The 19,702-nt window shown below is 64.4% G+C and carries 21 protein-coding genes; 7 read left to right on the top strand and 14 right to left on the bottom strand.

The window, feature by feature from the left end; translation table 11 throughout:
* Positions 1 to 162 precede the first annotated feature (162 nt).
* Positions 163 to 780: a lipoprotein insertase outer membrane protein LolB gene (lolB, locus tag BM186_RS02520; protein ID WP_072422955.1), complete on the bottom strand. Its 618-nt coding sequence runs from the start codon at positions 778 to 780 to the stop codon at positions 163 to 165.
* Complete coding sequence (locus BM186_RS02515; RefSeq protein WP_072422954.1) at positions 777 to 2,504, bottom strand: tetratricopeptide repeat protein; 1,728 nt, start codon at positions 2,502 to 2,504, stop codon at positions 777 to 779. The genes lolB and BM186_RS02515 overlap by 4 nt, the downstream gene beginning before the upstream one ends.
* A gap of 209 nt (positions 2,505 to 2,713) precedes the next feature.
* Between BM186_RS02515 and hemA the strand changes: the two genes are divergently transcribed.
* From hemA to BM186_RS02485, 6 genes are all read left to right on the top strand, one after another.
* The gene (gene hemA, locus BM186_RS02510; protein ID WP_072422953.1) at positions 2,714 to 3,994 is read left to right on the top strand and encodes a glutamyl-tRNA reductase; all 1,281 of its coding nucleotides are present in this window, start codon (positions 2,714 to 2,716) and stop codon (positions 3,992 to 3,994) included.
* A complete protein-coding gene (gene prfA, locus BM186_RS02505) occupies positions 3,991 to 5,073 on the top strand; it encodes a peptide chain release factor 1 (RefSeq protein ID WP_072422952.1) in 1,083 nt (360 codons plus the stop codon). The genes hemA and prfA overlap by 4 nt, the downstream gene beginning before the upstream one ends.
* A 140-nt stretch (positions 5,074 to 5,213) precedes the next feature.
* Positions 5,214 to 6,047: a peptide chain release factor N(5)-glutamine methyltransferase gene (gene prmC, locus BM186_RS02500; protein WP_074913439.1), complete on the top strand. Its 834-nt coding sequence runs from the start codon at positions 5,214 to 5,216 to the stop codon at positions 6,045 to 6,047.
* 4 nt (positions 6,048 to 6,051) lie between these two features.
* On the top strand, positions 6,052 to 6,801 hold the full coding sequence (locus tag BM186_RS02495; protein WP_074913438.1) for a molybdopterin-synthase adenylyltransferase MoeB: 750 nt from the start codon (positions 6,052 to 6,054) through the stop codon (positions 6,799 to 6,801).
* Between the two features lie 101 nt (positions 6,802 to 6,902).
* The gene (gene murI, locus BM186_RS02490; RefSeq protein WP_074913437.1) at positions 6,903 to 7,694 is read left to right on the top strand and encodes a glutamate racemase; all 792 of its coding nucleotides are present in this window, start codon (positions 6,903 to 6,905) and stop codon (positions 7,692 to 7,694) included.
* 96 nt (positions 7,695 to 7,790) lie between these two features.
* Entirely contained in the window at positions 7,791 to 8,306 is a 516-nt protein-coding gene (locus BM186_RS02485) for an acyloxyacyl hydrolase (RefSeq protein WP_017678138.1), read from the top strand.
* Between the two features lie 61 nt (positions 8,307 to 8,367).
* Here BM186_RS02485 and BM186_RS02480 read toward each other — a convergent pair whose 3' ends face one another.
* The 12 genes from BM186_RS02480 to BM186_RS02425 all read right to left on the bottom strand — a co-directional run bounded on the left by BM186_RS02480 (position 8,368) and on the right by BM186_RS02425 (position 18,586).
* Positions 8,368 to 8,679 carry a YkgJ family cysteine cluster protein gene (locus BM186_RS02480; protein ID WP_059390579.1) on the bottom strand — a complete coding sequence of 104 codons (312 nt, stop codon included), beginning with the start codon at positions 8,677 to 8,679 and terminating at the stop codon, positions 8,368 to 8,370.
* A gap of 183 nt (positions 8,680 to 8,862) precedes the next feature.
* The gene (locus BM186_RS02475) at positions 8,863 to 9,390 is read right to left on the bottom strand and encodes a DUF2878 domain-containing protein (protein ID WP_072422946.1); all 528 of its coding nucleotides are present in this window, start codon (positions 9,388 to 9,390) and stop codon (positions 8,863 to 8,865) included.
* A complete protein-coding gene (locus tag BM186_RS02470; protein WP_074913436.1) occupies positions 9,383 to 10,657 on the bottom strand; it encodes an SAM-dependent methyltransferase in 1,275 nt (424 codons plus the stop codon). Before BM186_RS02470 ends, BM186_RS02475 begins: the two co-directional genes overlap by 8 nt.
* The gene (locus BM186_RS02465) at positions 10,644 to 11,444 is read right to left on the bottom strand and encodes a DUF1365 domain-containing protein (RefSeq protein ID WP_074913435.1); all 801 of its coding nucleotides are present in this window, start codon (positions 11,442 to 11,444) and stop codon (positions 10,644 to 10,646) included. Before BM186_RS02465 ends, BM186_RS02470 begins: the two co-directional genes overlap by 14 nt.
* Positions 11,444 to 12,691 carry an NAD(P)/FAD-dependent oxidoreductase gene (locus BM186_RS02460; RefSeq protein WP_074913434.1) on the bottom strand — a complete coding sequence of 416 codons (1,248 nt, stop codon included), beginning with the start codon at positions 12,689 to 12,691 and terminating at the stop codon, positions 11,444 to 11,446. The genes BM186_RS02465 and BM186_RS02460 overlap by 1 nt, the downstream gene beginning before the upstream one ends.
* The gene (locus tag BM186_RS02455; RefSeq protein WP_074913433.1) at positions 12,688 to 13,443 is read right to left on the bottom strand and encodes an SDR family NAD(P)-dependent oxidoreductase; all 756 of its coding nucleotides are present in this window, start codon (positions 13,441 to 13,443) and stop codon (positions 12,688 to 12,690) included. The genes BM186_RS02460 and BM186_RS02455 overlap by 4 nt, the downstream gene beginning before the upstream one ends.
* On the bottom strand, positions 13,440 to 13,862 hold the full coding sequence (locus BM186_RS02450) for a nuclear transport factor 2 family protein (protein WP_021488182.1): 423 nt from the start codon (positions 13,860 to 13,862) through the stop codon (positions 13,440 to 13,442). The genes BM186_RS02455 and BM186_RS02450 overlap by 4 nt, the downstream gene beginning before the upstream one ends.
* Positions 13,859 to 15,295: a deoxyribodipyrimidine photo-lyase gene (gene phrB, locus BM186_RS02445; protein WP_074913432.1), complete on the bottom strand. Its 1,437-nt coding sequence runs from the start codon at positions 15,293 to 15,295 to the stop codon at positions 13,859 to 13,861. The genes BM186_RS02450 and phrB overlap by 4 nt, the downstream gene beginning before the upstream one ends.
* A complete protein-coding gene (locus BM186_RS02440; protein WP_074913431.1) occupies positions 15,283 to 16,239 on the bottom strand; it encodes a MerR family transcriptional regulator in 957 nt (318 codons plus the stop codon). The genes phrB and BM186_RS02440 overlap by 13 nt, the downstream gene beginning before the upstream one ends.
* A gap of 4 nt (positions 16,240 to 16,243) precedes the next feature.
* Entirely contained in the window at positions 16,244 to 17,194 is a 951-nt protein-coding gene (locus tag BM186_RS02435) for a YbgA family protein (protein ID WP_074913430.1), read from the bottom strand.
* A gap of 166 nt (positions 17,195 to 17,360) precedes the next feature.
* Positions 17,361 to 17,603 (bottom strand): TIGR02450 family Trp-rich protein, encoded by a 243-nt coding sequence (locus BM186_RS02430; protein WP_072422938.1) that lies wholly within the window; start codon positions 17,601 to 17,603, stop codon positions 17,361 to 17,363.
* A complete protein-coding gene (locus BM186_RS02425) occupies positions 17,600 to 18,586 on the bottom strand; it encodes an NAD(P)/FAD-dependent oxidoreductase (RefSeq protein ID WP_074913429.1) in 987 nt (328 codons plus the stop codon). Before BM186_RS02425 ends, BM186_RS02430 begins: the two co-directional genes overlap by 4 nt.
* 204 nt (positions 18,587 to 18,790) lie before the next feature.
* Between BM186_RS02425 and BM186_RS02420 the strand changes: the two genes are divergently transcribed.
* The gene (locus BM186_RS02420; RefSeq protein ID WP_074913428.1) at positions 18,791 to 19,693 is read left to right on the top strand and encodes a TIGR01777 family oxidoreductase; all 903 of its coding nucleotides are present in this window, start codon (positions 18,791 to 18,793) and stop codon (positions 19,691 to 19,693) included.
* Positions 19,694 to 19,702 lie beyond the last annotated feature (9 nt).

The raw sequence follows: 19,702 nt of genomic DNA, 5'->3' as shown, positions 1-19,702 counted from the left end.
GGGGCTTGTCTCCCCTCTCCGCTGCGGGAGAGGGGGGGAGAGGGGCTTTGCGGCAACGCCGAGCAGACGTCATCGCCCTCGGCCCTCTCCACTAGGCGTGCCCCCAATAAATGGGAGGGGGAGTTGTCCATGGAAGCCTTAGACTTATGGCTGTAATTCGGCTTACTGCCCCAACTGACGCGGCTGCCAGTCCTTGATCACCAGGGTCACTTCCAGGTTCTGGCCGTAGAGCTTCATGCGCTCCGGCAGGGCGTAGCCGTTTTGCTCGGTATAGCGCAGGTATTCGACCTTCCAGCCGTCCTGTTCCAGCTGCGCCAGGTGGCTTTGGCCATCGAGGGTGATGCGGCTGCGGCTTTCCGGGGCGGGCAGGCCGCGAATCCACCAGAGCAGGTTGGACACCGGCAGATCCAGGCGCAGTTGCTCGCGCAGCAGTGCCTCGGGGGATTCGGCGCGGAAGCGGCCGCGGTTGGACACTTCCAGCAGGATGTCACCCGGGCGCCCGGTCAGGCGCGCGGCGCCGCCGCCCAGTGGGCCGGACAGGCGAATGTCGTAGTAATCCTGGCGCTGCAGCCAGAATAGCGTGGCGCTGCCGGAATCCTGCGGGGCGCGGATGCCGATCTTGCCATTGATCTGCCAGCCATCGAGCTGCGTGATCTGCTCTTTGTGAGCTTTCCACTGGGCCGGGTCGCCCTGGCCTTCCAGCGCTTCGCGCGAGGTGAGGCCGGCGCAGCCAGCGAGCAGGGCGATGAGGCTGAATACGAGTAGGTGACGAAGCATCAAAGAGTCTCGGAACCGGTCAGGCGCAACAGCGTGTCACGCAGAATGGGGCTATCGGGCGTTGCGCTGAGGGCGTCGCGCCAGACGCGTCGGGCGTCGCGCTGCTTGCCTTGGGCCCAGAGCACTTCGCCGAGGTGGGCAGCGACTTCGTGGTCGGGAAACTTCTCCAGAGCCTGGCGCAGCAGACGCTCGGCCTCGTCGAGGTTGCCCAGGCGATAGTTGACCCAGCCGAGGCTGTCGAGAATCGCAGGGTCGTCCGGGTTGAGCTGGTGCGCTTTCTCGATCAGCTCGCGTGCTTCTTCATAGCGCGTGGTGCGGTCGGCCAGGGTGTAGCCGAGGGCGTTGAGCGCCATGGCGTGTTCCGGCTCGCGCTGGATGATATAGCGCAGGTCGGTTTCCAGCTGGGCCAGGTCATCGCGCTTTTCCGCGAGCATGGCGCGGGTATAAAGCAGGTTCAGGTCGTTGGGGTACTGCTCCAGGCCTTCGTTGATCACCTTCCAGGCCGGCTCGACCTGGCGACGATTGCTCAGGCCTTCGGCTTCGATCAGGTACAGCTGGATGGCGTAATCCGGTTGCGCGCTGCGTGCCTGGGCCAGGCGTGCGCTGGCTTCTTCACTGCGCTGTTGGGCGAACAGCAGTTCGGCCTGGCGTTGCTGGGCCGGCAGGTAGTCGTTACTCGGGCCGACCAGGGCGTATTCCTGCAGGGCGCTGTCGTTGTCGTTCAGCGCTTCGTAGGCGCGGCCGAGGTTGTAGTGCGCGGCATCGACATGGCTGCGGCGTTCGACCAGCTCTTCGAGGTAGACGATGGCCTCTTCCCAGGCTTCGGCTTCCAGGCACACCAGGGCCAGGGAGAAACGCAGGTCGTCGTCGTTGGGGTTTTCCTGCACCAGCTTGGCGAACTCGCCCTTGGCGTCGTCGAGGCGATCCTGCTCGACCAGCAGGCGCGCGTAGGTCAGGCGCAGGCGTTTGTCGTCGGGGTTGTTGCGGATACCTTTCTGCAGGATCGGCATGGCCTCTTTGCCACGGCCGAGGCTCTGCAGCAGACGGGCGCGCAGCAGGATCGGCGATACCTCGTTGCTGCTCGCCGCACTGTTTTCGAGCAGCTCCAGGGCCTCTTCGGCGCGGCCGTCCTGTTGCAGGAGGATGGCCTTGCCGAACAGCAACTGGCTGTTGTCCGGGTTCTTGCTCAGCAGGCGGTCGAAGCCCTGCAGCAGGCCGGCGCGGGTATCCGGGTCGGTTTCTGCGGCAGACAGGGCGAGGAAGTCGAAGTGGGTGTCGCCCTGGCGCTGCAGCACCTGCTCCATATAGGTCATGGATTCGTCGTAACGACCGGCGCGGGCCAGTTGCACGGCGGCGGCACGCTGGGCGTCGATGTTGCTCGGCGCGTTCCTGGCCCAGATCAGTGCGCTGTCGAGCGCAGCCTGTTCGGCGCCGAGGTATTCGGCAATACGGAAGGCGCGTTCGGCGACGCCGGCATCGCCGGTGGCGTTGGCCTGCTGCACGTAGTTGCCGAGGGCGATGTCGAAGCGATTGCGCTGTCCGGCCAGCTCGGCGGTGAGCAGGGCGAACAGGGTTTCCTGGCTGAACGAGCCGTATTCGCTCGGTTCCAGCTGGGTGATCTGGTCGGCTTCCTGTACCGGCGGCGTACCGTCCGGCTCACTGGGGGCGAAGGTTTGGCAGCCGCTGAGAAGGGCAATGGCGGTGACTAACGCGAGGGGTCTGTTCATAGTGCCTTGTCGTGCGTTATTCCGGGGCGACGGCCGTGCTGGCTCGTGCCCTGCGACGTTCGCGGCATCATGACACAAGCCTTGGAGCAAGCCCACTGGCCAGGACGATGCGGCGAACTGTCTATTGGGACAATAGGTCGCGGGAGTTGTTCTCTCGGGGGCGAAGTAGGACAATTGCCGGCTCCCGTATTGCCCCTCAGCGACCCTGCATGGCCTTTATCGCCCTCGGTATCAACCACAAGACCGCCTCGGTAGAGGTGCGCGAGCGCGTTGCTTTCACCCCGGAGCAACTGGTCGAGGCGCTGCAGCAGCTGTGCCGGCTGACGCCCAGCCGCGAGGCAGCGATCCTCTCTACCTGCAACCGCAGCGAGCTGTACCTGGAGCAGGATCAGCTGAGCAGCGATGAAGTGCTGCAGTGGCTGGCCGACTATCACCGCCTGAGTGTCGACGAACTGCGTGCCTGCGCCTACGTGCACAGCGAGGACGACGCGGTGCGGCACATGATGCGCGTCGCCTGCGGGCTCGATTCGATGGTGCTCGGCGAACCGCAGATTCTCGGCCAGCTCAAGTCCGCCTACGCCGTGGCGCGTGAGGCCGGCACCGTCGGGCCGTTGCTCGGCCGTCTGTTCCAGGCCACCTTCAGCACCGCCAAGACCGTGCGCACCGATACCGCCATCGGCGAGAACCCGGTGTCGGTGGCCTTCGCCGCGGTCAGTCTGGCCAAGCAGATCTTCGCGGACCTGCATCGTAGCCAGGCGTTGCTGATCGGCGCCGGCGAGACCATCAGCCTGGTGGCGCGTCACCTGCACGACCAGGGCATCAAGCGCATCGTCGTCGCCAACCGTACCCTGGAACGCGCCAGTCAGCTGGCCGAGCAGTTCGGCGCTCATGCCGTGCTGCTCTCGGACATTCCCGACGAGCTGGCGCACAGCGACATCGTTATCAGCTCCACTGCCAGCCAGTTGCCGATTCTCGGCAAGGGCGCGGTGGAAAGTGCGCTGAAAAAACGCAAGCACAAGCCGATCTTCATGGTCGACATCGCCGTGCCGCGCGACATCGAGTCGCAGGTGGGCGAGCTGGATGACGTCTACCTCTATACCGTCGATGACCTGCACGAGGTCATCGAGGAAAACCTCAAGAGCCGCCAGGGCGCGGCGCAGGCTGCCGAGGAACTGGTGGCCGCCGGCACCGACGATTTCATGCAACGCCTGCGTGAGCTGGCCGCGGTCGATGTACTCAAGGCCTACCGTCAGCAGGCCGAGCGCCTGCGCGACGATGAGCTGGCCAAGGCCCAGCGCATGCTGGCCAACGGCAGCAACCCCGAAGACGTGCTGGCACAGCTGGCCCGTGGCCTGACCAACAAGCTGCTGCACGCACCCAGCGTGCGCATGAAGAAACTTACCGCCGAGGGGCGCGTCGACGCGCTCAGCCTGGCCCAGGAATTGTTCGCTCTCGACGAGAGCGCGCCGCAGGACAAAGGTCTGCAATGAAAGCTTCACTGTTGAACAAGCTGGACAACCTCAGCGACCGCTTCGAGGAACTGACGGCGCTACTCGGCGATGCCGAGGTGATTTCCAAGCAGACGCAGTTTCGCGCCTATTCCAAGGAATACGCCGAAATCGAGCCGGTGATCGCCACCTTCCGCGAGCTGCGCAAGGTACAGAGCGACCTCGAAGGTGCTCAGGCGCTGCTCAAGGAAAGCGACCCGGACCTGCGCGAGATGGCCGAAGAGGAAGTCGCCCAGGCCAAGGAAGCGCTGGTCACCTTGGAGGACAAGCTGCAGCGCATGCTGCTGCCGAAAGACCCCAACGACGGGCGCAACGTCTACCTGGAAGTGCGCGCCGGCACCGGCGGCGACGAGGCGGCGATCTTCTCCGGCGACCTGTTCCGCATGTATTCGCGCTATGCCGAGAGGCAGGGTTGGCGCGTCGAGGTGCTGTCGGCCAATGAGGGCGAGCACGGCGGCTTCAAGGAAGTGATCGCCCGTGTCGAGGGCGACAACGTCTACGCCAAGCTCAAGTTCGAATCCGGCGCTCATCGCGTGCAACGTGTGCCGGAAACCGAATCCCAGGGCCGCATCCACACCTCCGCCTGCACCGTGGCGGTATTGCCGGAGCCGGACGAACAGGCGGCCATCGAGATCAACCCGGCCGACCTGCGCGTCGATACCTATCGCAGCTCCGGCGCCGGCGGCCAGCACGTCAACACCACCGACTCGGCGATCCGTATTACCCACATTCCCACCGGCACCGTGGTGGAATGTCAGGAAGAGCGCTCGCAGCACAAGAACCGCGCCAAGGCCATGGCCTGGCTGGCGGCCAAGCTGCAGGACCAACAGGAAGCGGCGGCGCACAAGGAAATCTCCGAAACGCGCAAGCTGCTGGTGGGCTCGGGCGACCGCTCCGAGCGCATCCGCACCTACAACTTCCCGCAGGGCCGGGTGACTGACCACCGCATCAACCTGACCCTGTACTCGCTGAGCGAAGTCATGGCCGGTGGTGTCGAGGCGGTGATCGAGCCCTTGCTGGCCGAGTACCAGGCCGACCAGTTGGCGGCGTTGGGCGATTGAGTTTCGCTTGAGGTCATTGCGGTGCGCATGGCGCACCCTACGCCGCGTATACCGTAGGGTGCGCCATGCGCACCACAACCGTAGCCCGGATGCAATCCGGGGACATACTTCCCGGATTGCATCCGGGCTACGAGAGAAATATGGCCACCATCGAATCCCTGCTCACTATCGCTGACCTGCCCGACTCGCCGACGCCGCGGCTGGACGCCGAGTTGCTGCTGGCGGCCGCGCTGAACAAGCCGCGCAGCTACCTGCGTACCTGGCCGGAGCGTGAGCTGGACGCGGCCCAGCAGGCGCAGTTCAGCGCGTTCATGCAGCGCCGCCGGAATGGCGAGCCGGTCGCTTATATCCTCGGTCATCAGGGCTTCTGGAGCCTCGATCTGGAAGTGGCGCCGCATACCCTGATTCCTCGCCCTGACACCGAGCAGCTGGTGGAAGCCGCCCTCGAACTGCTGCCGGCCACGCCGTTGGCGGTGCTGGATCTGGGCACCGGCACCGGTGCCATCGCCCTGGCCCTGGCCAGCGAACGCCCGGCCTGGCAGGTGACCGGCGTGGATCGCGTCGAGGACGCCGTGGCCCTGGCCGAGCGCAATCGTCAGCGCCTGCAGCTAGGTAACGTAGCGTTCGTGCACAGCCATTGGTTCTCTGCCCTGAGCGGACAACGTTACGGCCTGATCCTGAGTAACCCACCCTATATCCGCGCCGATGACCAGCATCTGGCGCAGGGCGACGTGCGCTTCGAGCCGAGCAGCGCTCTGATCGCTGGCAGCGACGGGCTGGACGATATTCGTGCGATCATCCAGGCCGCGCCGCCGCACCTGCTATCCGGTGGCTGGCTGATGCTGGAGCATGGCTTCGATCAGGCCGAGGCCGTGCGTAGCTTGCTCAGCGAGGGCGGCTTCGTCGAGGTCAATAGCCGGCGTGACCTGGGTGGTCATGAGCGCATCAGTTTGGGACGTTTCGACCGTGAGTGATCAGATGCTGAGCGATGATGAGCTGCTGCGTTACAGCCGGCAGATCCTGCTGAAACAGATCGATGTGGAAGGCCAACTGCGGCTCAAGCAGGGCCGTGTATTGATCGTCGGTATGGGCGGGCTGGGCTCACCGGTGGCGCTGTATCTGGCGGCCGCAGGCGTCGGTGAGTTGCACCTGGCGGACTTCGATACGGTGGACCTGACCAACCTGCAGCGGCAGATCGCCCACGACACCGCCAGCATCGGTCAGGCCAAGGTGGATTCGGCCATGACGCGCCTGGCGGCGATCAACCCGAATATCGCGCTGGTGCCGCATCGCCAGGCGCTGGACGCCGACTCGCTGGCTGCCGCGGTAAGCGCCGTCGACCTGGTGCTGGATTGCTCGGACAATTTCTCCACCCGCGAGGCGGTCAACGCTGCGTGTGTCAGAGCCGGCAAGCCGCTGGTCTCCGGTGCGGCGATTCGCCTGGAAGGGCAGTTGTCGGTGTTCGATCCGCGCAACGCCGCCAGCCCTTGCTACCACTGCCTGTACGGCCACGGCAGCGAAGCCGAGCTGACCTGCAGCGAAGCCGGCGTGGTCGGGCCGCTGGTGGGGCTGGTCGGTAGCCTGCAAGCGCTGGAGGCGCTCAAGCTGCTGGCCGGTTTCGGTGAGCCGCTGGTAGGCCGTCTGCTGTTGATCGATGCGCTGGGTACGCGTTTTCGTGAGTTACGGGTCAAGCGCGACCCGGCTTGTGAGGTGTGCGGTGGGCGCTAAGGACAGGCTGCAGAACTGTAGGAGCGAGCTCTGCTCGCGAAGCTTCTTGCGGCGACAGCAGCATTCGCGAGCAGAGCTCGCTCCTACGAGGGTGGCTTGACATGAATCATTCGCAGGCGCCGATTGGCGTTTTCGACTCCGGCGTCGGCGGCCTGTCGGTGCTGCGCGAGATTCGCCAGCTGCTACCGAGCGAGACACTGCTCTACGTCGCTGACAGCGGCCACGTGCCCTACGGCGAGAAAACCCCGGAATACATTCGTGAACGCTGTGTGCTGATCACCGAGCACCTGCTGGCGCAGGGCGCCAAGGCCCTGGTGCTGGCCTGCAATACCGCCACGGCCGCAGCTGCCGCCGAGCTGCGCGAGCGCTATCCGGATTTGCCCATCGTCGGCATGGAGCCTGCGGTCAAGCCTGCGGCGGCGGCGACGCGCAGTGGCGTGGTCGGTGTGCTGGCAACCACCGGTACGCTCAAGAGCGCCAGGTTCGCTGCACTGCTCGATCGCTTCGCCAATGATGTGCGGGTGATCACCCAGCCCTGTCCGGGGTTGGTGGAATGCATCGAGGCCGGCGAGCTGCAGGCACCGGCCACGCGCGAACTGCTGCAGGGATATGTGGCGCCGCTGCTGGCCGAAGGCTGTGACACGCTGATTCTCGGCTGCACCCATTACCCCTTTCTGCGTCCGCTGTTGGGCGAGCTTGTGCCACCTTCGGTGACTCTGATCGATACCGGCGCGGCAGTGGCGCGGCAGCTGCAGCGTTTGCTCGCTCAGCACGACATGCTGGCAACCGCGCCCGCTCAGGCCACTTGCTATTGGAGCAGCGGAAACACTGCGCAGCTTTGCCGCGTATTGCCGATTTTGTTGAATGAAACGGCCGAAGTGCTATCGATATAGTGAATTTTTTTCGGTTTGGGCTTTCTCTGATATCGAATACTTCTATATTTTTGTAACGAGCCTGATAAAAACCTCCCGCTATACAAGGAATGACTCATGAAGAAGTTATATGCCTTTGCTGCAGCTACGGCCCTGACGTTCGGAACTATGGGTGCTGCGCAGGCTGCGGACGTAACCGCAGCTATTGGTCAGAGTGGCGATTCCACCATGGTTTATCGCTTGGGCGCGCAGTGGGACTGGAACCACAGCTGGCTGGAAAGCAGCTATGGACGTCTGACTGGTTACTGGGACCTGGGTTACACCTACTGGGATGGCGACGACACGGCGAGCAACCACAGTGTTTCTTTCGCGCCGGTATTCGTTTACGAGTTCGCCGGGCAGAACGTGCGTCCGTACATCGAAGCCGGCATCGGTGTTGCGGCCTTCTCCAGCACCGAGCTTGAGAGCAACGATCTGGGCTCGTCGTTTCAGTTCGAAGACCGCATCGGCGTCGGCCTGCGTTTCGCGGGACAGGAGATTGGTCTGCGTGCCATTCACTATTCCAACGCGGGCCTGAAGAACCCCAATGACGGCGCGGAAGCCTACACCGTGCATTACCGCATGAGCTTCTGAATAAAAAGACCGGGCAAGCCCGGTCTTTTTCATTGTGCCTCTGGCCTGCGTGGCCGCTCCGCTAGCGATAGGCCTGGGCGATGCCCTGGCGCTCTTCCAGGCATTCGGCCGCACCCAGCTCGAACTCCCGGCAGATCAGTGGGCGCACTTCGTAGATGGTGCAGCGCATGCTGTTGCGGTCCAGCGCGGCGCACCAGTTGTCGTCCAGGCGACGCATCACTTCGCTGCCCCACTGGTCGGTATCGATCAAATGCTGCGGCACGTCGTTATCGCCGAACAGCATCACTTCCAGCTGGCAGCAGCAAGCTGCGCAGGTGCTGCAACTGACCTCGGGCTCGGTTGGCAGTTGGGTATGGGGGATGGTCTGGCTCATGGCGCGGCAGTGTACGCCATGCAGTGGATACGCGGGGCTTGGGCTGACAGGGGGCAGTGGTCAGTGCCGCCAGTTCAACAGGCCGCAAGCCGCTTTTCGTAGGAGCCCCGCCCCAGGGCGAAGCTTCTCGAACCCGAGCCGAAGCGGTTCGTGGCGAGGCGCCGCTCCTACAGTGGTTATCGGCTAGGCCGAGCGGCGGCTGCGCAGGCTCTGCTCGTATTGCGCACGATAGAGCTTGGCGAAGCCATGCAGTACTGGCATCACCACGGCCCAGACCAGCGCGAAGATCGCCAGGGTCTGCCAGGTACCCAGTGGCAGCGCGACGCCGGCAATCTTGGCGCCGCCGTAGTAGGACAGCGGTGCGGCAACTGCGCCGAGCAGGCTGGCTCGCCACCAGGGCTGGGCAGTCCAGGCCAGGCAGTGATTGAGCGTGCTGGCCAGCAACAGCCAGAGCAAGGCCAGCCACAGGGGGATCAGTTGGCGCTCCTCGCCGAAATCGAACACGCCGAGGTTGAGCAGAAAACTGTCCAGCGCACTGCCGGCGAGAAACACGCTGAGCAGCAGCTTGCCTTCGGCCGCCCAACTGCTGACCCACAGCAGGTGCACGCCAATGATCACTGCCACCACCAGCAGCCAGGGGCTGTCGCCAGCAAAGACGCAGACCAGCCAGCCGAGCTGGAACAGGAGGGCATTGGCGATCAGCTTAGGCATCGAAGTTTCCTAACAGAGGCGCAGGGCGTGCGGCCGGTTTGGCCAGCAGCAATTGCGCGGTGCCAATGGTGCGTTCGAGGAAGCCGCCTTCGCAATAGCAGAGGTAGAACTCCCACAGGCGATAGAAGTAATCGTCGTAGCCCAACTGCTCCAGGCGCTGCCGCGCGTGACGCAGGTTGTCGTGCCACAGGCGCAGGGTACGTGCGTAGTGCAGGCCGAAATCTTCCATGTGATGCAGGTTGAAGTCGGTATGCCGGGTGACCACGTCGAGCATCTTCTGCACCGAGGGCAGGGCGCCGCCGGGGAAAATGTAGCGCTGGATGAAGTCCACCGACTTGCAGGCCTGTTCGTAGCGTTGATCACGGATGGTGATGGCCTGCAGCAGCATCAGCCCGTCGGGCTTGAGCAGGCGCGCGCACTGCTCGAAATAGGTGGGCAGGAAGCGATGGCCGACGGCTTCGATCATCTCGATGGAGACCAGCTTGTCGTACTGGCCATCGAGGTCGCGGTAGTCCTCCAGCAGCAGGGTGACGCGATCCCCCAGGCCCAGCTCCCGAATGCGTCGCTCGGTGTGGGCGTGCTGCTCGCGCGACAAGGTGGTGGTGGTCACCCGGCAGCCGTAATGAGTAGCGGCGTAGATGGCCATGCTGCCCCAGCCGGTACCGATCTCCAGCAAGTGGTCCGTAGGCTGCAGTGCAAGTTTCTGGCAGATGCGTTCGAGCTTGTTGAGCTGCGCCTGCTCCAGGCTGTCGTGCTCGTGCGTGAACATGGCTGCCGAGTACATCATGGTCGGGTCGAGGAATTGTTCGAACAGGTCATTGCCCAGGTCGTAGTGCGCGGCGATATTGCGGCGCGAGCCCTTGCGGGTGTTGCGATTGAGCCAGTGCAGGCCCTGGATCAGCGGCCGGCCGAGGCGCGCCAGGCCACCCTCCATGGCATCAAGTACGTCGAGGTTGGCGACGAAGATGCGGATCACCGCCGTCAGGTCCGGCGTGCTCCAGTAGCCATGGATATAGGCCTCACCTGAGCCGATCGAGCCGTTACCCGCCACCAGGCCCCAGACCGCAGGGTCATGCACCGTGATTTCGGCGCGCAGGCTGGCCTGCGGGTTACCGAAGTGCAGGCTGTCGCCCGCCTCGTGGATCACCAGCAGGCCGTGGTGCAGGCTCTGCAACTGGCGTATCACGGCGCGCCGCAACAGACCGGCGCCAATGCCGTTGCCACTGCGTACCAGACTTCTGGTGGGATTCAGGCTAGAGCTCTTCATGGTGCATGTCCTTCACTTGCGGGCGGGCGACACGGAAGCTGCCTTCCGCGGGCTTGTGGTCGAAAATCGGGATGCGCTTGAACAGCAGGCGCATCGCCTGCCAGTAGATGGCGGCCAGGGTCTTGCCGGTCATCCAGGGGAAACTCAGCAGGTAGCGGTGCAGGCTGGCGTGGTCGAGGGCTTCGCGGTGCAGGCTGAGGCTGGCATCGAACATCTTGGTTTCGCCTTGCCAGTCGGCCATGTGCACGCCAAGGCGTTCGCCCACGGCGCTGAAACTCATGCGGTATTGCAGCTCGCGCGGCAGGAAGGGCGAGACGTGAAAGGCCTTTTCGACGCTGACTTGATGGCGGCCTTCGCCCTCTGCCGGCAGCACATAGTGATAACGCTCACGCCACGGCGTATTGCTGACTTCACAGAGAATCGCCATCAGGCGCTGGTCGGCGTCATGGCAGTAGAAGATGCTCACTGGATTGAAGGCCAGGCCCCAGCTGCGCGGCTGCGTCAGCACGCAGATGCGACCTTGCGGGCGTGTGCCCAGTGCCTGCTCCACGCGATCGCGCACCGCCTCATGCAGTGCCACGCCCTGGCGGGTGGACTCGGGTAGGTAGTCGCTCTCGCGAAAGGCGAATGGCGCCCAGCGGCCGGAACCGGCCAGCTTTGACAGGGCGAACAGCTGCGCCTGCTCACTCAGGTCGAGGTACAGCAGACCCATGCGATAGCGAAAGGCATGGGCGCGCGGGGCGAAGCGTCGATGCTGCACCCAGCCGCTGTACAGGGCGCTGTGCATCAGAGCGTCTCTCCGAAGGCACGCGCTACGCGCAGTGCGCTGACCACGCCATCTTCATGAAAACCGTTGGCCCAGTAGGCGCCGCAATAGTAGGTGTGCTGCGCGCCGAGCAGCTCTTCCCAGCGCGCCTGGGCGGCGGTACCGGCCAGGCTGTACTGCGGGTGGGCGTACTGGAAGCGCGCGAGGATCTTGCTCGGGTCGATGGCGGCCGTCTGGTTGAGGCTGACGCAGAAGGTGGTAGCGCTGTCGATGCCCTGCAGGATGTTCATGTCGTAGGTCACGGCCGCCGGCTGATCGCTTGGTCCGCCCAGGCGATAGTTCCAACTGGCCCAGGCCAGCTTGCGCTTGGGCAGCAGGCGCGTATCGGTATGCAGCACCACGTCGTTGTTGGCATAGGGCAGGGCGCCGAGAATTTCACTTTCCTTCTCGCTGGCCTGATCGAGCAGGGCCAGGGCCTGGTCGCTGTGGCAGGCGAAGATCACCTTGTCGAAGCGCTCCGCTCCGGCCGCGCTGTGCAGGGTGACGCCATCCTGATCACGGACGACGCGGCTGACCGGGCAATTGAGGCGAATGCGCTCGGCGAAGCTTTCGGTCAAGGGCGCCACATAGCTGCGCGAGCCGCCTTCGATCACCTGCCAGGTCGGCCGGTCGCTGACCGAGAGCAGGCCATGGTTCTTGCAGAAGCGCACGAAGAACTGCAGCGGGAAACCGAGCATGTCGGCCAGTGACATCGACCAGATGGCCGAGCCCATCGGTACGATGTAATGCTCGATGAAACGCCGGCCATAGCCGTTGCTCTCGAGGTACTGGCCGAGCGTGGTGTCGGCGCTGATGCGGTTGTTGGCCAGGTCGTCCAGCGACTGGCGATTGAAACGCAGGATGTCGCGCAGCATGCCCCAGAACGCCGGCGACAGCAGGTTGCTGCGTTGGGCGAACAGGGTGTTGAGGTCGTGGCCGTTGTACTCCACGCCGGTGGCCGGGTCGCTGACCGAGAAGCTCATCTCGGTGGGCTTGAAGCCGACGCCGATCTGCTCCAGCAAGCGGATGAAGTTGGGGTAGGTCCAGTCGTTGAAGACGATGAAACCGGTATCGATGGCGTAGCTGCGCCCCTCCACCTGCACGTCGACGGTATGGGTGTGGCCGCCAATCCAGTCGCTGGCCTCGAACACCTGAATGTCGTGCTGGCGATTGAGCAGGTAGGCACAGGTCAGGCCGGCGATACCGCTGCCGACGATGGCGATTTTCATGCGTTGTCCTCGTTGCGCGCCAGGCGGCGACCTATGGCCAGTTGCAGGCTGCTGGGCAGGCTGCCGAGCAGTTTCAGCACGGCGATGAAGGGAGTGGGAAAGGCGATCTCGTGCGGGCGCTTGTCCAGACGCTCGGCGATGTATCGCGCGGCGCGTTCGACCGGCCAGCGCATGGGCATCGGGAAGTCGTTCTTCTGCGTCAGCGGGGTGTCGACGAAGCCGGGGCTGACCAGGGTGACGTCGATGCCCTCGCTGGCCAGGTCGATACGCAGTGTCTGCATCAGGTAACGCATGGCGGCCTTTGACGCACCATAAGCTTCGGCGCGCGGCAGCGGCATGAAGGTCACCGAGCTGCCAACGCCGACCAGGTGTGGGCGCTCGCCCTGGCGCAGCAGGGGCAGGGCGGCTTCGATGCAGTGGCTGGCGGAAAACAGGTTGGCGCTGACCACGCGTTCGATCATCGCCGCCTCGAACTGGCGCACGTCGACGTATTCGCAGGTGCCGGCGTTGAGGATCACGCAATCCAGCGCGCCCCATTGTTGAGCGATGCGCTCGCCAATCGCGCGTACCTGCTCGGCGTCGGTCAGGTCACCCGGGGCGACCAGCACCTGATCGCCATAGCGCGCTGCGAAGTCCTGCAGTGGGCCACTGCTGCGTGCGCTCAGTGCCAGCTGATGGCCGGCCTTGAGCAATTCTTTGGCCAGTGCGGCGCCGATGCCGCTGCTGGCGCCAGTGAGCCAGATACGTTTCATGCCAGCCTCCGTTTCAGCCAGGCGATCACGCTACCGAGCAGCGGCAGGTGTTCGTAGAGCAGTGCGCCGGCATCGAAATAATCACGGTGTTGATAGACGCGCTCGCGCCAGAGCAGGTGCGAGCAGCCTTCGACGGCGATCTCGGCGCCGCCGCGCAGGCGCGGATGGCGATAGCGCATGGTCCAGCGCAGGTAGCCTTCGCCTTCGGCGACCTGATCGAAGCCGTGAAATTCGAAATGCAGCGCTTCCACATTGGCGTACAGCTCGGCGAAATAGCGGCGTACCGCCGTCAGGCCGTGCACCTCATGCAGCGGGTCGCGAAACAGCACGTCATCGCTGTACAGCTCGCCGAGCAGATCGAGGTTGTCCTTGTTCAGCGCGGCGAAGCGCTCGGCGAAGTCGTGAAGAAATGCACTCATGCCGGAACCTCCCGCGCAGGCAGGTTCTTGAACGCCGTCAGGGCGCGTTCGCGCGAGCGCGACAGATCGACGATCGGGCGTGGGTAACCGGCGGGCGCGAACAGGCCGCCCAGTGCGGACGGGTCATGAATATCGCGCTTGTTCAGGCCGGCCAGCTCTGGCACCCACTGACGAATGAACTGGCCTTCGGGATCGAACTTCTGCGACTGGCTGATCGGGTTGAAAATGCGGAAGTACGGCGCTGCATCGGTACCGGTGGAGGCGCTCCATTGCCAGCCGCCGTTGTTCGCCGCCAGGTCGCCATCGATCAGGTGACGCATGAAGAAGCGCTCGCCCTCGCGCCAGTCGATCAGCAGGTTCTTGGTCAGGAACATGGCGACGATCATGCGCAGGCGGTTGTGCATCCAGCCGGTTGCCAGCAGTTGGCGCATGGCCGCATCGATGATCGGCAGGCCGGTGCGGCCCTCTTGCCAGGCGGCCAGATCTTCCGGGGCGTGGCGCCATGGCACCGCCTCGGTTTCCAGACGGAAGGCACGGTGGCGCGATACCCGTGGGTAGCCGACCAGTGTGTGCTTGTAGAACTCACGCCAGAGCAGCTCGTTGATCCAGGTGACAACGCCTGGGTTGCCACTGTCGAACTCGCCCTGATTGGCCGCGAGCGCGGCATGCAGGCATTGGCGCGGCGATATGACGCCGGCGGCCAGGTAGGCTGACAACTGGCTGGTGCCAGGCTTGGCGGGGAAGTCGCGTTCGTCCTTGTAGTAGGTGACCTGCTCCTCGCTAAAGCGCCGCAGGCGCTGCAGGGCAGCCTCCTCTCCGGCGGGCCAGAGCAGGCGCAGGCTGGCGCTGGGGGTGGCGAAACCCTCTACGGTTTCGGGTATCGCGTCACTGCCGATGGCCAGCGGCGTTTGCGCCTTCGGAGGGGCAATCAATGCCGGCAGGGCCGTGTGCAGGCGCTCGTAGCAGACCTTGCGGAACTGGCTGTAGACCTGGAAGTAGCCGCCGGAGCGGGTCAGTACGCTGCCAGGTTTGAACAACAGCTGATCGAGGTGGCTGTGCCAGGCGATGGCCTGCTGGCCGAGGTAGGCGCAGACCTGCTGATCGCGCAGGCTCTCGTTGATGCCGTACTCCTCATTGACATGCACGGCGCTGATGTCGTGTTCATGGCAGACCTCGGCGACCTGCACCGGCGCCTCGATCCAATCGTGGCAGTGGCGTACCAGCAGCGGCACATTGAGCGCCGCCAGAGCCTTGCTCAGCTCCGCCAGGTTGCGCAGCCAGAAGTCCACCTTGCTCGCAGCATCGTCATGGCGCTGCCACTGGCCAGGCGTGACGAGATACAGGGCGATGGTCGCGCCGCTGCTCATGGCGCGGCTCAGGGCGGTGTTGTCCTGGGTGCGCAGGTCGCTGCGAAACCACATCAGTTGCTGCATGGGGTGACCTCTTGGGTGCCGAGCAAGCCCTGTTGCAACAGCCAGGTGTGCGCGGCGAGCGGGTCGCTGGCCGACTCCAGGCCAGTCAGCGAGTCGCGGTGAATGTGAGCGGCGGGGCCGGCGAGCAGCAGCGGCACCGGGCATTGTTCGGCCAGACGGGGTAACTGGCGGCGCACCAGGGCGCCGTCGAGCGCTTCTTCGGCGTACAGCAGCACGGCGCGCGGGGCGATGTGCTCCAGCGCCGTCAGCAGTTCATTGGGTGGCAGCGGCCAATCGAAGACCTCCACCGGACAATCGCTGGCGCTGGCCAGCCAGGCGCACAGCCACAGGCCAGGCTCCATTGGCGCTTCACCGAGGTTGATCAGCAGCAATGGCGCGCCGCCGACCTGGCGATTGCAGTGATAGGTGCGGGTGGCCAGCTTGCTGCGCAGCCAGGAGAGGAAGAACACCTGCTCGGCGCGTGCGCCGAACTGGCCTTGCCAGCGCTGGCGCAGATCACCGAGCAGCGGCCACAGCAGTTGTTCGACCAGGGTGCTGGCCGGGTAGAGCGCCAGTGCCGAGTTGAAGCGATCATCCAGGCGTCGCTCGTTGAACTGAACGATGCAGCCGAGCAGCTCGTTGCGCTGACGTGACCAGTTGTCGGTGTGGGTTGCTTGCGGCACCTGCTCGTGGTCGAGCAGCGCCTTGACCTGGCCGACGGCAACGCCACGAGCCAGCCAGGCGAGAATGGCGTTGATGCGTGCGAGATTGGCTGGTGAATAGAGGCGGTGTCCCTTGGGTGTGCGGTAGGGCACGATCAGCCCGTAGCGGCGCTCCCAGGCGCGCAGGGTCACGGCGTTGATGCCGGTGCTGCGGGCCACCTCGCGGATTGGCAGGTAGCCCTCGTCGAGCGCCTGGCGGTAGTCGTGGCCGGTTTCTTCTTCGGCGATGGTTTCGCTGGTCATGGCATCACAACGCGTTGCGCAGGCTGAGTGGCTCGGGGTGCGGCTGCAGGTACGCCTGCCCGGCGATATAGCGATCCGGGTGACGGCGGAAGTGGTGCTTGAGCAGCGTCAGGGGTACCACCAGCGGCACGATGCCGTCGCGGTATTGACCGATCAGTTGCTGCATTTCCTGCTTCTCGTCGGGGCTGAGCGCACGCTTGAGATAGCCGCTCAGGTGCTGCAGCACGTTGCTGTGGGTGCCACGGGTGGCGCATTTCTTCAGCGCGCTCATCAGTTCGCTGAAATAGCGCGGCGCCAGCTCGCCCAGATCATGCTGGTTCAGGTCGCCGAGCATGCGCCCGAGCGTCTTGTAGCGCACCGGGTCGGTGGCCATCAGCAGGTACTTGTAGCGCGAGTGGAAGGCGATCAGCGCGCGACGCGTCAGGCCTTGCTGCAACAGACGCTGCCATTCGGCGTGGGCGTAGACGCGGGTGATGAAGTTCTCGCGCAGCACCGGATCATTGAGGCGGCCGTCTTCTTCCACCGGCAGATCCGGATGCCGCGCGCAGAAGGCAGCAGCGAAGATGCCGCGCCCCGGCTCGCTCGGGCGTCCGCCTTCCTGATACACCTTGACCCGCTCCAGGCCGCAGGACGGTGACTGCTGCATGAAGATGTAGCCGCTGATGCCCTGCAGTTCAGTGGCCATGCGTTCGCCGTAGGCGGCCAGGGCATCGGTGACATCGCGCGTGCGGTCGACGGTGCCGACAGCGCGTGGTGACTGCGGATCACCGACCAGGCGAATCGGCTCCCGAGGGATCGACATGCCGATGCCGACTTCGGGACAGACCGGGATGAAATCGAAGTGTTCGGTCAGGCTGCGGCTGCACAGGCGCGACAGCTTGTGGCCGCCGTTGTAGCGGACCTCGGCACCCAGCAGGCAGGCGCTGATACCCAGTTTGGCTTTGCTCGCTTGCATAACCTGACCTCGTTAGACCTTGTACATGGAGTTATCCATGTACAACTTGTGTCTATCATAGGTGCGTAGTTATACAAGTCAAATACTTTGTACAGGTTTGGTATTGGTTTTTCTGTGCAGGCAGGCGGCGTCAGTCGAGGGGGCGCCGCCAGGTATCGCGGGAGGGTCAGCGCCAGCCTTGCAGCCAGCGTTCGCTGTCCTGCAACTGGCGCCAGTCGAGTTGCTGGCTGCGTTGGGTGAGTACCGCTTGAAGCTCGACGCCGAGGATGTTGTCTTGCTCGTCGCGGATCAGCTCGGTCACCAGGAAATGACGCTCGCGGTTCTGCGGCTGCGCGGCTGTCCATTTCGACAGCAGCAGTTTGCGCGGGTTGAGGCGGCGTTTTGCAGGCCTGTTGTTGGGGTGGCTCATTGCAGGTGCTCGAGCAGACGACGCGCAGCATCCTGGCCGCTGAGCCAGGCGCCTTCGACCCGCCCCGACAGGCACCAGTCGCCACAGGCATACAGGCCCAGATCGGCATCGGCCAGTGCCCCCCACTGATGCGCCTGTGCCGGGCGTGCATACAGCCAGCGATGGGCGAGGGTGAAACTCGGCGGCGGTACGGCGCAGCCGATCAGCTCGGCGAAGGCACCGTGCAACTGTTCGATCACCGCGTCCTTGGGCAGATCGAGATTCTGCCGGCTCCAGACGCTGCTGGCGTGCAGCACCCAGGTGTCGAGATGGGTGTCGCGGCCAGGTTTGCTCGGGTTGCGCGCCAGCCAGTCGAGCGGGCGGTCCTGCACGAAGCAGCCCTCGACGCGAGTGTCCAGGGGGCTCTCGAAACCCAGTGCGACCGCCCAGGTCGGGTCCATGATCACGCTCGCTGCGACGCCAGCCAATTTCGGTGCGGCCGCCAGCAGGGCGCTGGCTTGTGGGGCGGGGGTGGCAACGATGACGTGGCTGTAAGGACCGTGGCTGTTGCCTTCGGCATCGAGCAGGCTCCAGTAGCGGTCGCCACGGAACACTTCGGTAATGCGGCAGCTGAATTTGACCGGCAGCGCGCCGAGCATGGCGCGGGTGATGGCGCTCATGCGTGGGCAGCCGACCCAGCGCAGTTGCTCATCCGGCGAGGCGCTGAGCTGGCCGTCCTGGGCGTTGTACAGGCTCGGCTGCCATTCGGCGACCCAGCCGCGGGCCTGCCATTGTTGCACCACCTCGACGAAGCGGCGGTCACGTGCGGTGAAATATTGCGCGCCAAGATCCAGGCTGCCGGCGTCGCTGCGCTTGCTTGCCATGCGCCCGCCACTGCCACGGCTCTTGTCGAACAGTTCGATGTCCCGGCCAGCGGCATGCAGGGCCTGGGCGGCGGATAGCCCTGCGATGCCGGTGCCAATGATGGCGATGGGTGCGTTCATGGTTACCTCGTCAGCGCTGAATGCTTTACAGGCTAAGGCTTGGACAAAAGCTATACAAGAGTGTTTTCATGTATAGCTGTCGCCGAAAGTGGCGCTCCCTTGCTTTAGGTTTAGGACAAACACGGCATTCAATAAAGGCACGTGTGCGCGTCATGAACCAGACTAAAGGTGAAGTTTCTTCCATTGCCATGCGAGGACGATGCCATGCATATCCTGCTGACCGGCGGTACCGGTCTGATCGGACGAGCGCTTTGCGCACACTGGGCCGAGCAGGGCCACCGCCTGACCGTCTGGAGCCGTGAACCAAGCAAGGTCGCGCGCCTCTGTGGGGCCAATGTTCGAGGCATTGCCCGGCTCGAGGAACTGGCTGAAGAGCCGTTGGACGCGGTGATCAATCTGGCCGGTGCCCCCATCGCCGACCGCCCCTGGAGCAGCAAGCGCAAGGCGCTGCTGTGGTCGAGTCGTATCGGTTTGACCGAGCAGCTGCTGACCTGGCTGCAACGACGCCAGCAGCGCCCCGCAATGCTGCTGTCGGGCTCGGCAGTGGGTTGGTACGGCAACGGCGGTGAACGTGAGCTGAGTGAAGATTCGCCGCAGGTCACCGATGATTTCGCCGCGCAGCTGTGTGGGGCCTGGGAAGAAACTGCACAACGCGCCGAGGACTTGGGGATTCGCGTGGTGCTGGTGCGCACCGGTCTGGTGCTGAGCCCGGATGGCGGCATGCTCAAACGCCTGTTGTTGCCGTTCAAGCTCTGCCTGGGTGGACGCATCGGTGATGGTCGACAGTGGATGCCCTGGATTCATATCGCCGATCAAATCGGCTTGATCGATTTTCTCTTGCAGCAGGGCGACGCTCGCGGTCCTTATAATGCCTGCGCGCCGCTACCGGTGCGTAATGCCGAGTTCACCAAGGCGTTGGGGCAGGCGCTGAGCCGCCCGACGATTTTCCCGGCGCCGGCTTTCGTCCTGCGCGCTGCACTCGGCGAGATGTCCGAGTTGCTGCTCGGCGGCCAGCGTGCCGTGCCGACGCGCCTGTTGGAAGCGGGTTTCAGTTTTCGTTTTACCCATCTGGATGTGGCCCTGGCGGATCTGCTAGGCCATCAATGACTAGGATTT

This window comes from Ectopseudomonas toyotomiensis (genome assembly GCF_900115695.1).
Classification (GTDB): Bacteria; Pseudomonadota; Gammaproteobacteria; order Pseudomonadales; family Pseudomonadaceae; genus Aquipseudomonas; species Aquipseudomonas toyotomiensis.
Note: the sequence above shows the minus strand (reverse complement) of the source record. Positions and strands in the feature narration are given on the sequence as shown.

Excerpts from the sequence above, each read along its gene's own strand:
- BM186_RS02515 (WP_072422954.1), bottom strand. The coding sequence starts at position 2,504 with ATGAACAGACCCCTCGCGTTAGTCACCGCCATTGCCCTTCTCAGCGGC.
- hemA (WP_072422953.1), top strand. The coding sequence starts at position 2,714 with ATGGCCTTTATCGCCCTCGGTATCAACCACAAGACCGCCTCGGTAGAG.
- prfA (WP_072422952.1), top strand. The coding sequence starts at position 3,991 with ATGAAAGCTTCACTGTTGAACAAGCTGGACAACCTCAGCGACCGCTTC.
- prmC (WP_074913439.1), top strand. The coding sequence starts at position 5,214 with ATGGCCACCATCGAATCCCTGCTCACTATCGCTGACCTGCCCGACTCG.
- BM186_RS02495 (WP_074913438.1), top strand. The coding sequence starts at position 6,052 with ATGCTGAGCGATGATGAGCTGCTGCGTTACAGCCGGCAGATCCTGCTG.
- murI (WP_074913437.1), top strand. The coding sequence starts at position 6,903 with ATGAATCATTCGCAGGCGCCGATTGGCGTTTTCGACTCCGGCGTCGGC.
- BM186_RS02485 (WP_017678138.1), top strand. The coding sequence starts at position 7,791 with ATGAAGAAGTTATATGCCTTTGCTGCAGCTACGGCCCTGACGTTCGGA.
- BM186_RS02480 (WP_059390579.1), bottom strand. The coding sequence starts at position 8,679 with ATGAGCCAGACCATCCCCCATACCCAACTGCCAACCGAGCCCGAGGTC.
- BM186_RS02475 (WP_072422946.1), bottom strand. The coding sequence starts at position 9,390 with ATGCCTAAGCTGATCGCCAATGCCCTCCTGTTCCAGCTCGGCTGGCTG.
- BM186_RS02470 (WP_074913436.1), bottom strand. The coding sequence starts at position 10,657 with ATGAAGAGCTCTAGCCTGAATCCCACCAGAAGTCTGGTACGCAGTGGC.
- BM186_RS02465 (WP_074913435.1), bottom strand. The coding sequence starts at position 11,444 with ATGCACAGCGCCCTGTACAGCGGCTGGGTGCAGCATCGACGCTTCGCC.
- BM186_RS02460 (WP_074913434.1), bottom strand. The coding sequence starts at position 12,691 with ATGAAAATCGCCATCGTCGGCAGCGGTATCGCCGGCCTGACCTGTGCC.
- BM186_RS02455 (WP_074913433.1), bottom strand. The coding sequence starts at position 13,443 with ATGAAACGTATCTGGCTCACTGGCGCCAGCAGCGGCATCGGCGCCGCA.
- BM186_RS02450 (WP_021488182.1), bottom strand. The coding sequence starts at position 13,862 with ATGAGTGCATTTCTTCACGACTTCGCCGAGCGCTTCGCCGCGCTGAAC.
- phrB (WP_074913432.1), bottom strand. The coding sequence starts at position 15,295 with ATGCAGCAACTGATGTGGTTTCGCAGCGACCTGCGCACCCAGGACAAC.
- BM186_RS02440 (WP_074913431.1), bottom strand. The coding sequence starts at position 16,239 with ATGACCAGCGAAACCATCGCCGAAGAAGAAACCGGCCACGACTACCGC.
- BM186_RS02435 (WP_074913430.1), bottom strand. The coding sequence starts at position 17,194 with ATGCAAGCGAGCAAAGCCAAACTGGGTATCAGCGCCTGCCTGCTGGGT.
- BM186_RS02430 (WP_072422938.1), bottom strand. The coding sequence starts at position 17,603 with ATGAGCCACCCCAACAACAGGCCTGCAAAACGCCGCCTCAACCCGCGC.
- BM186_RS02425 (WP_074913429.1), bottom strand. The coding sequence starts at position 18,586 with ATGAACGCACCCATCGCCATCATTGGCACCGGCATCGCAGGGCTATCC.
- BM186_RS02420 (WP_074913428.1), top strand. The coding sequence starts at position 18,791 with ATGCATATCCTGCTGACCGGCGGTACCGGTCTGATCGGACGAGCGCTT.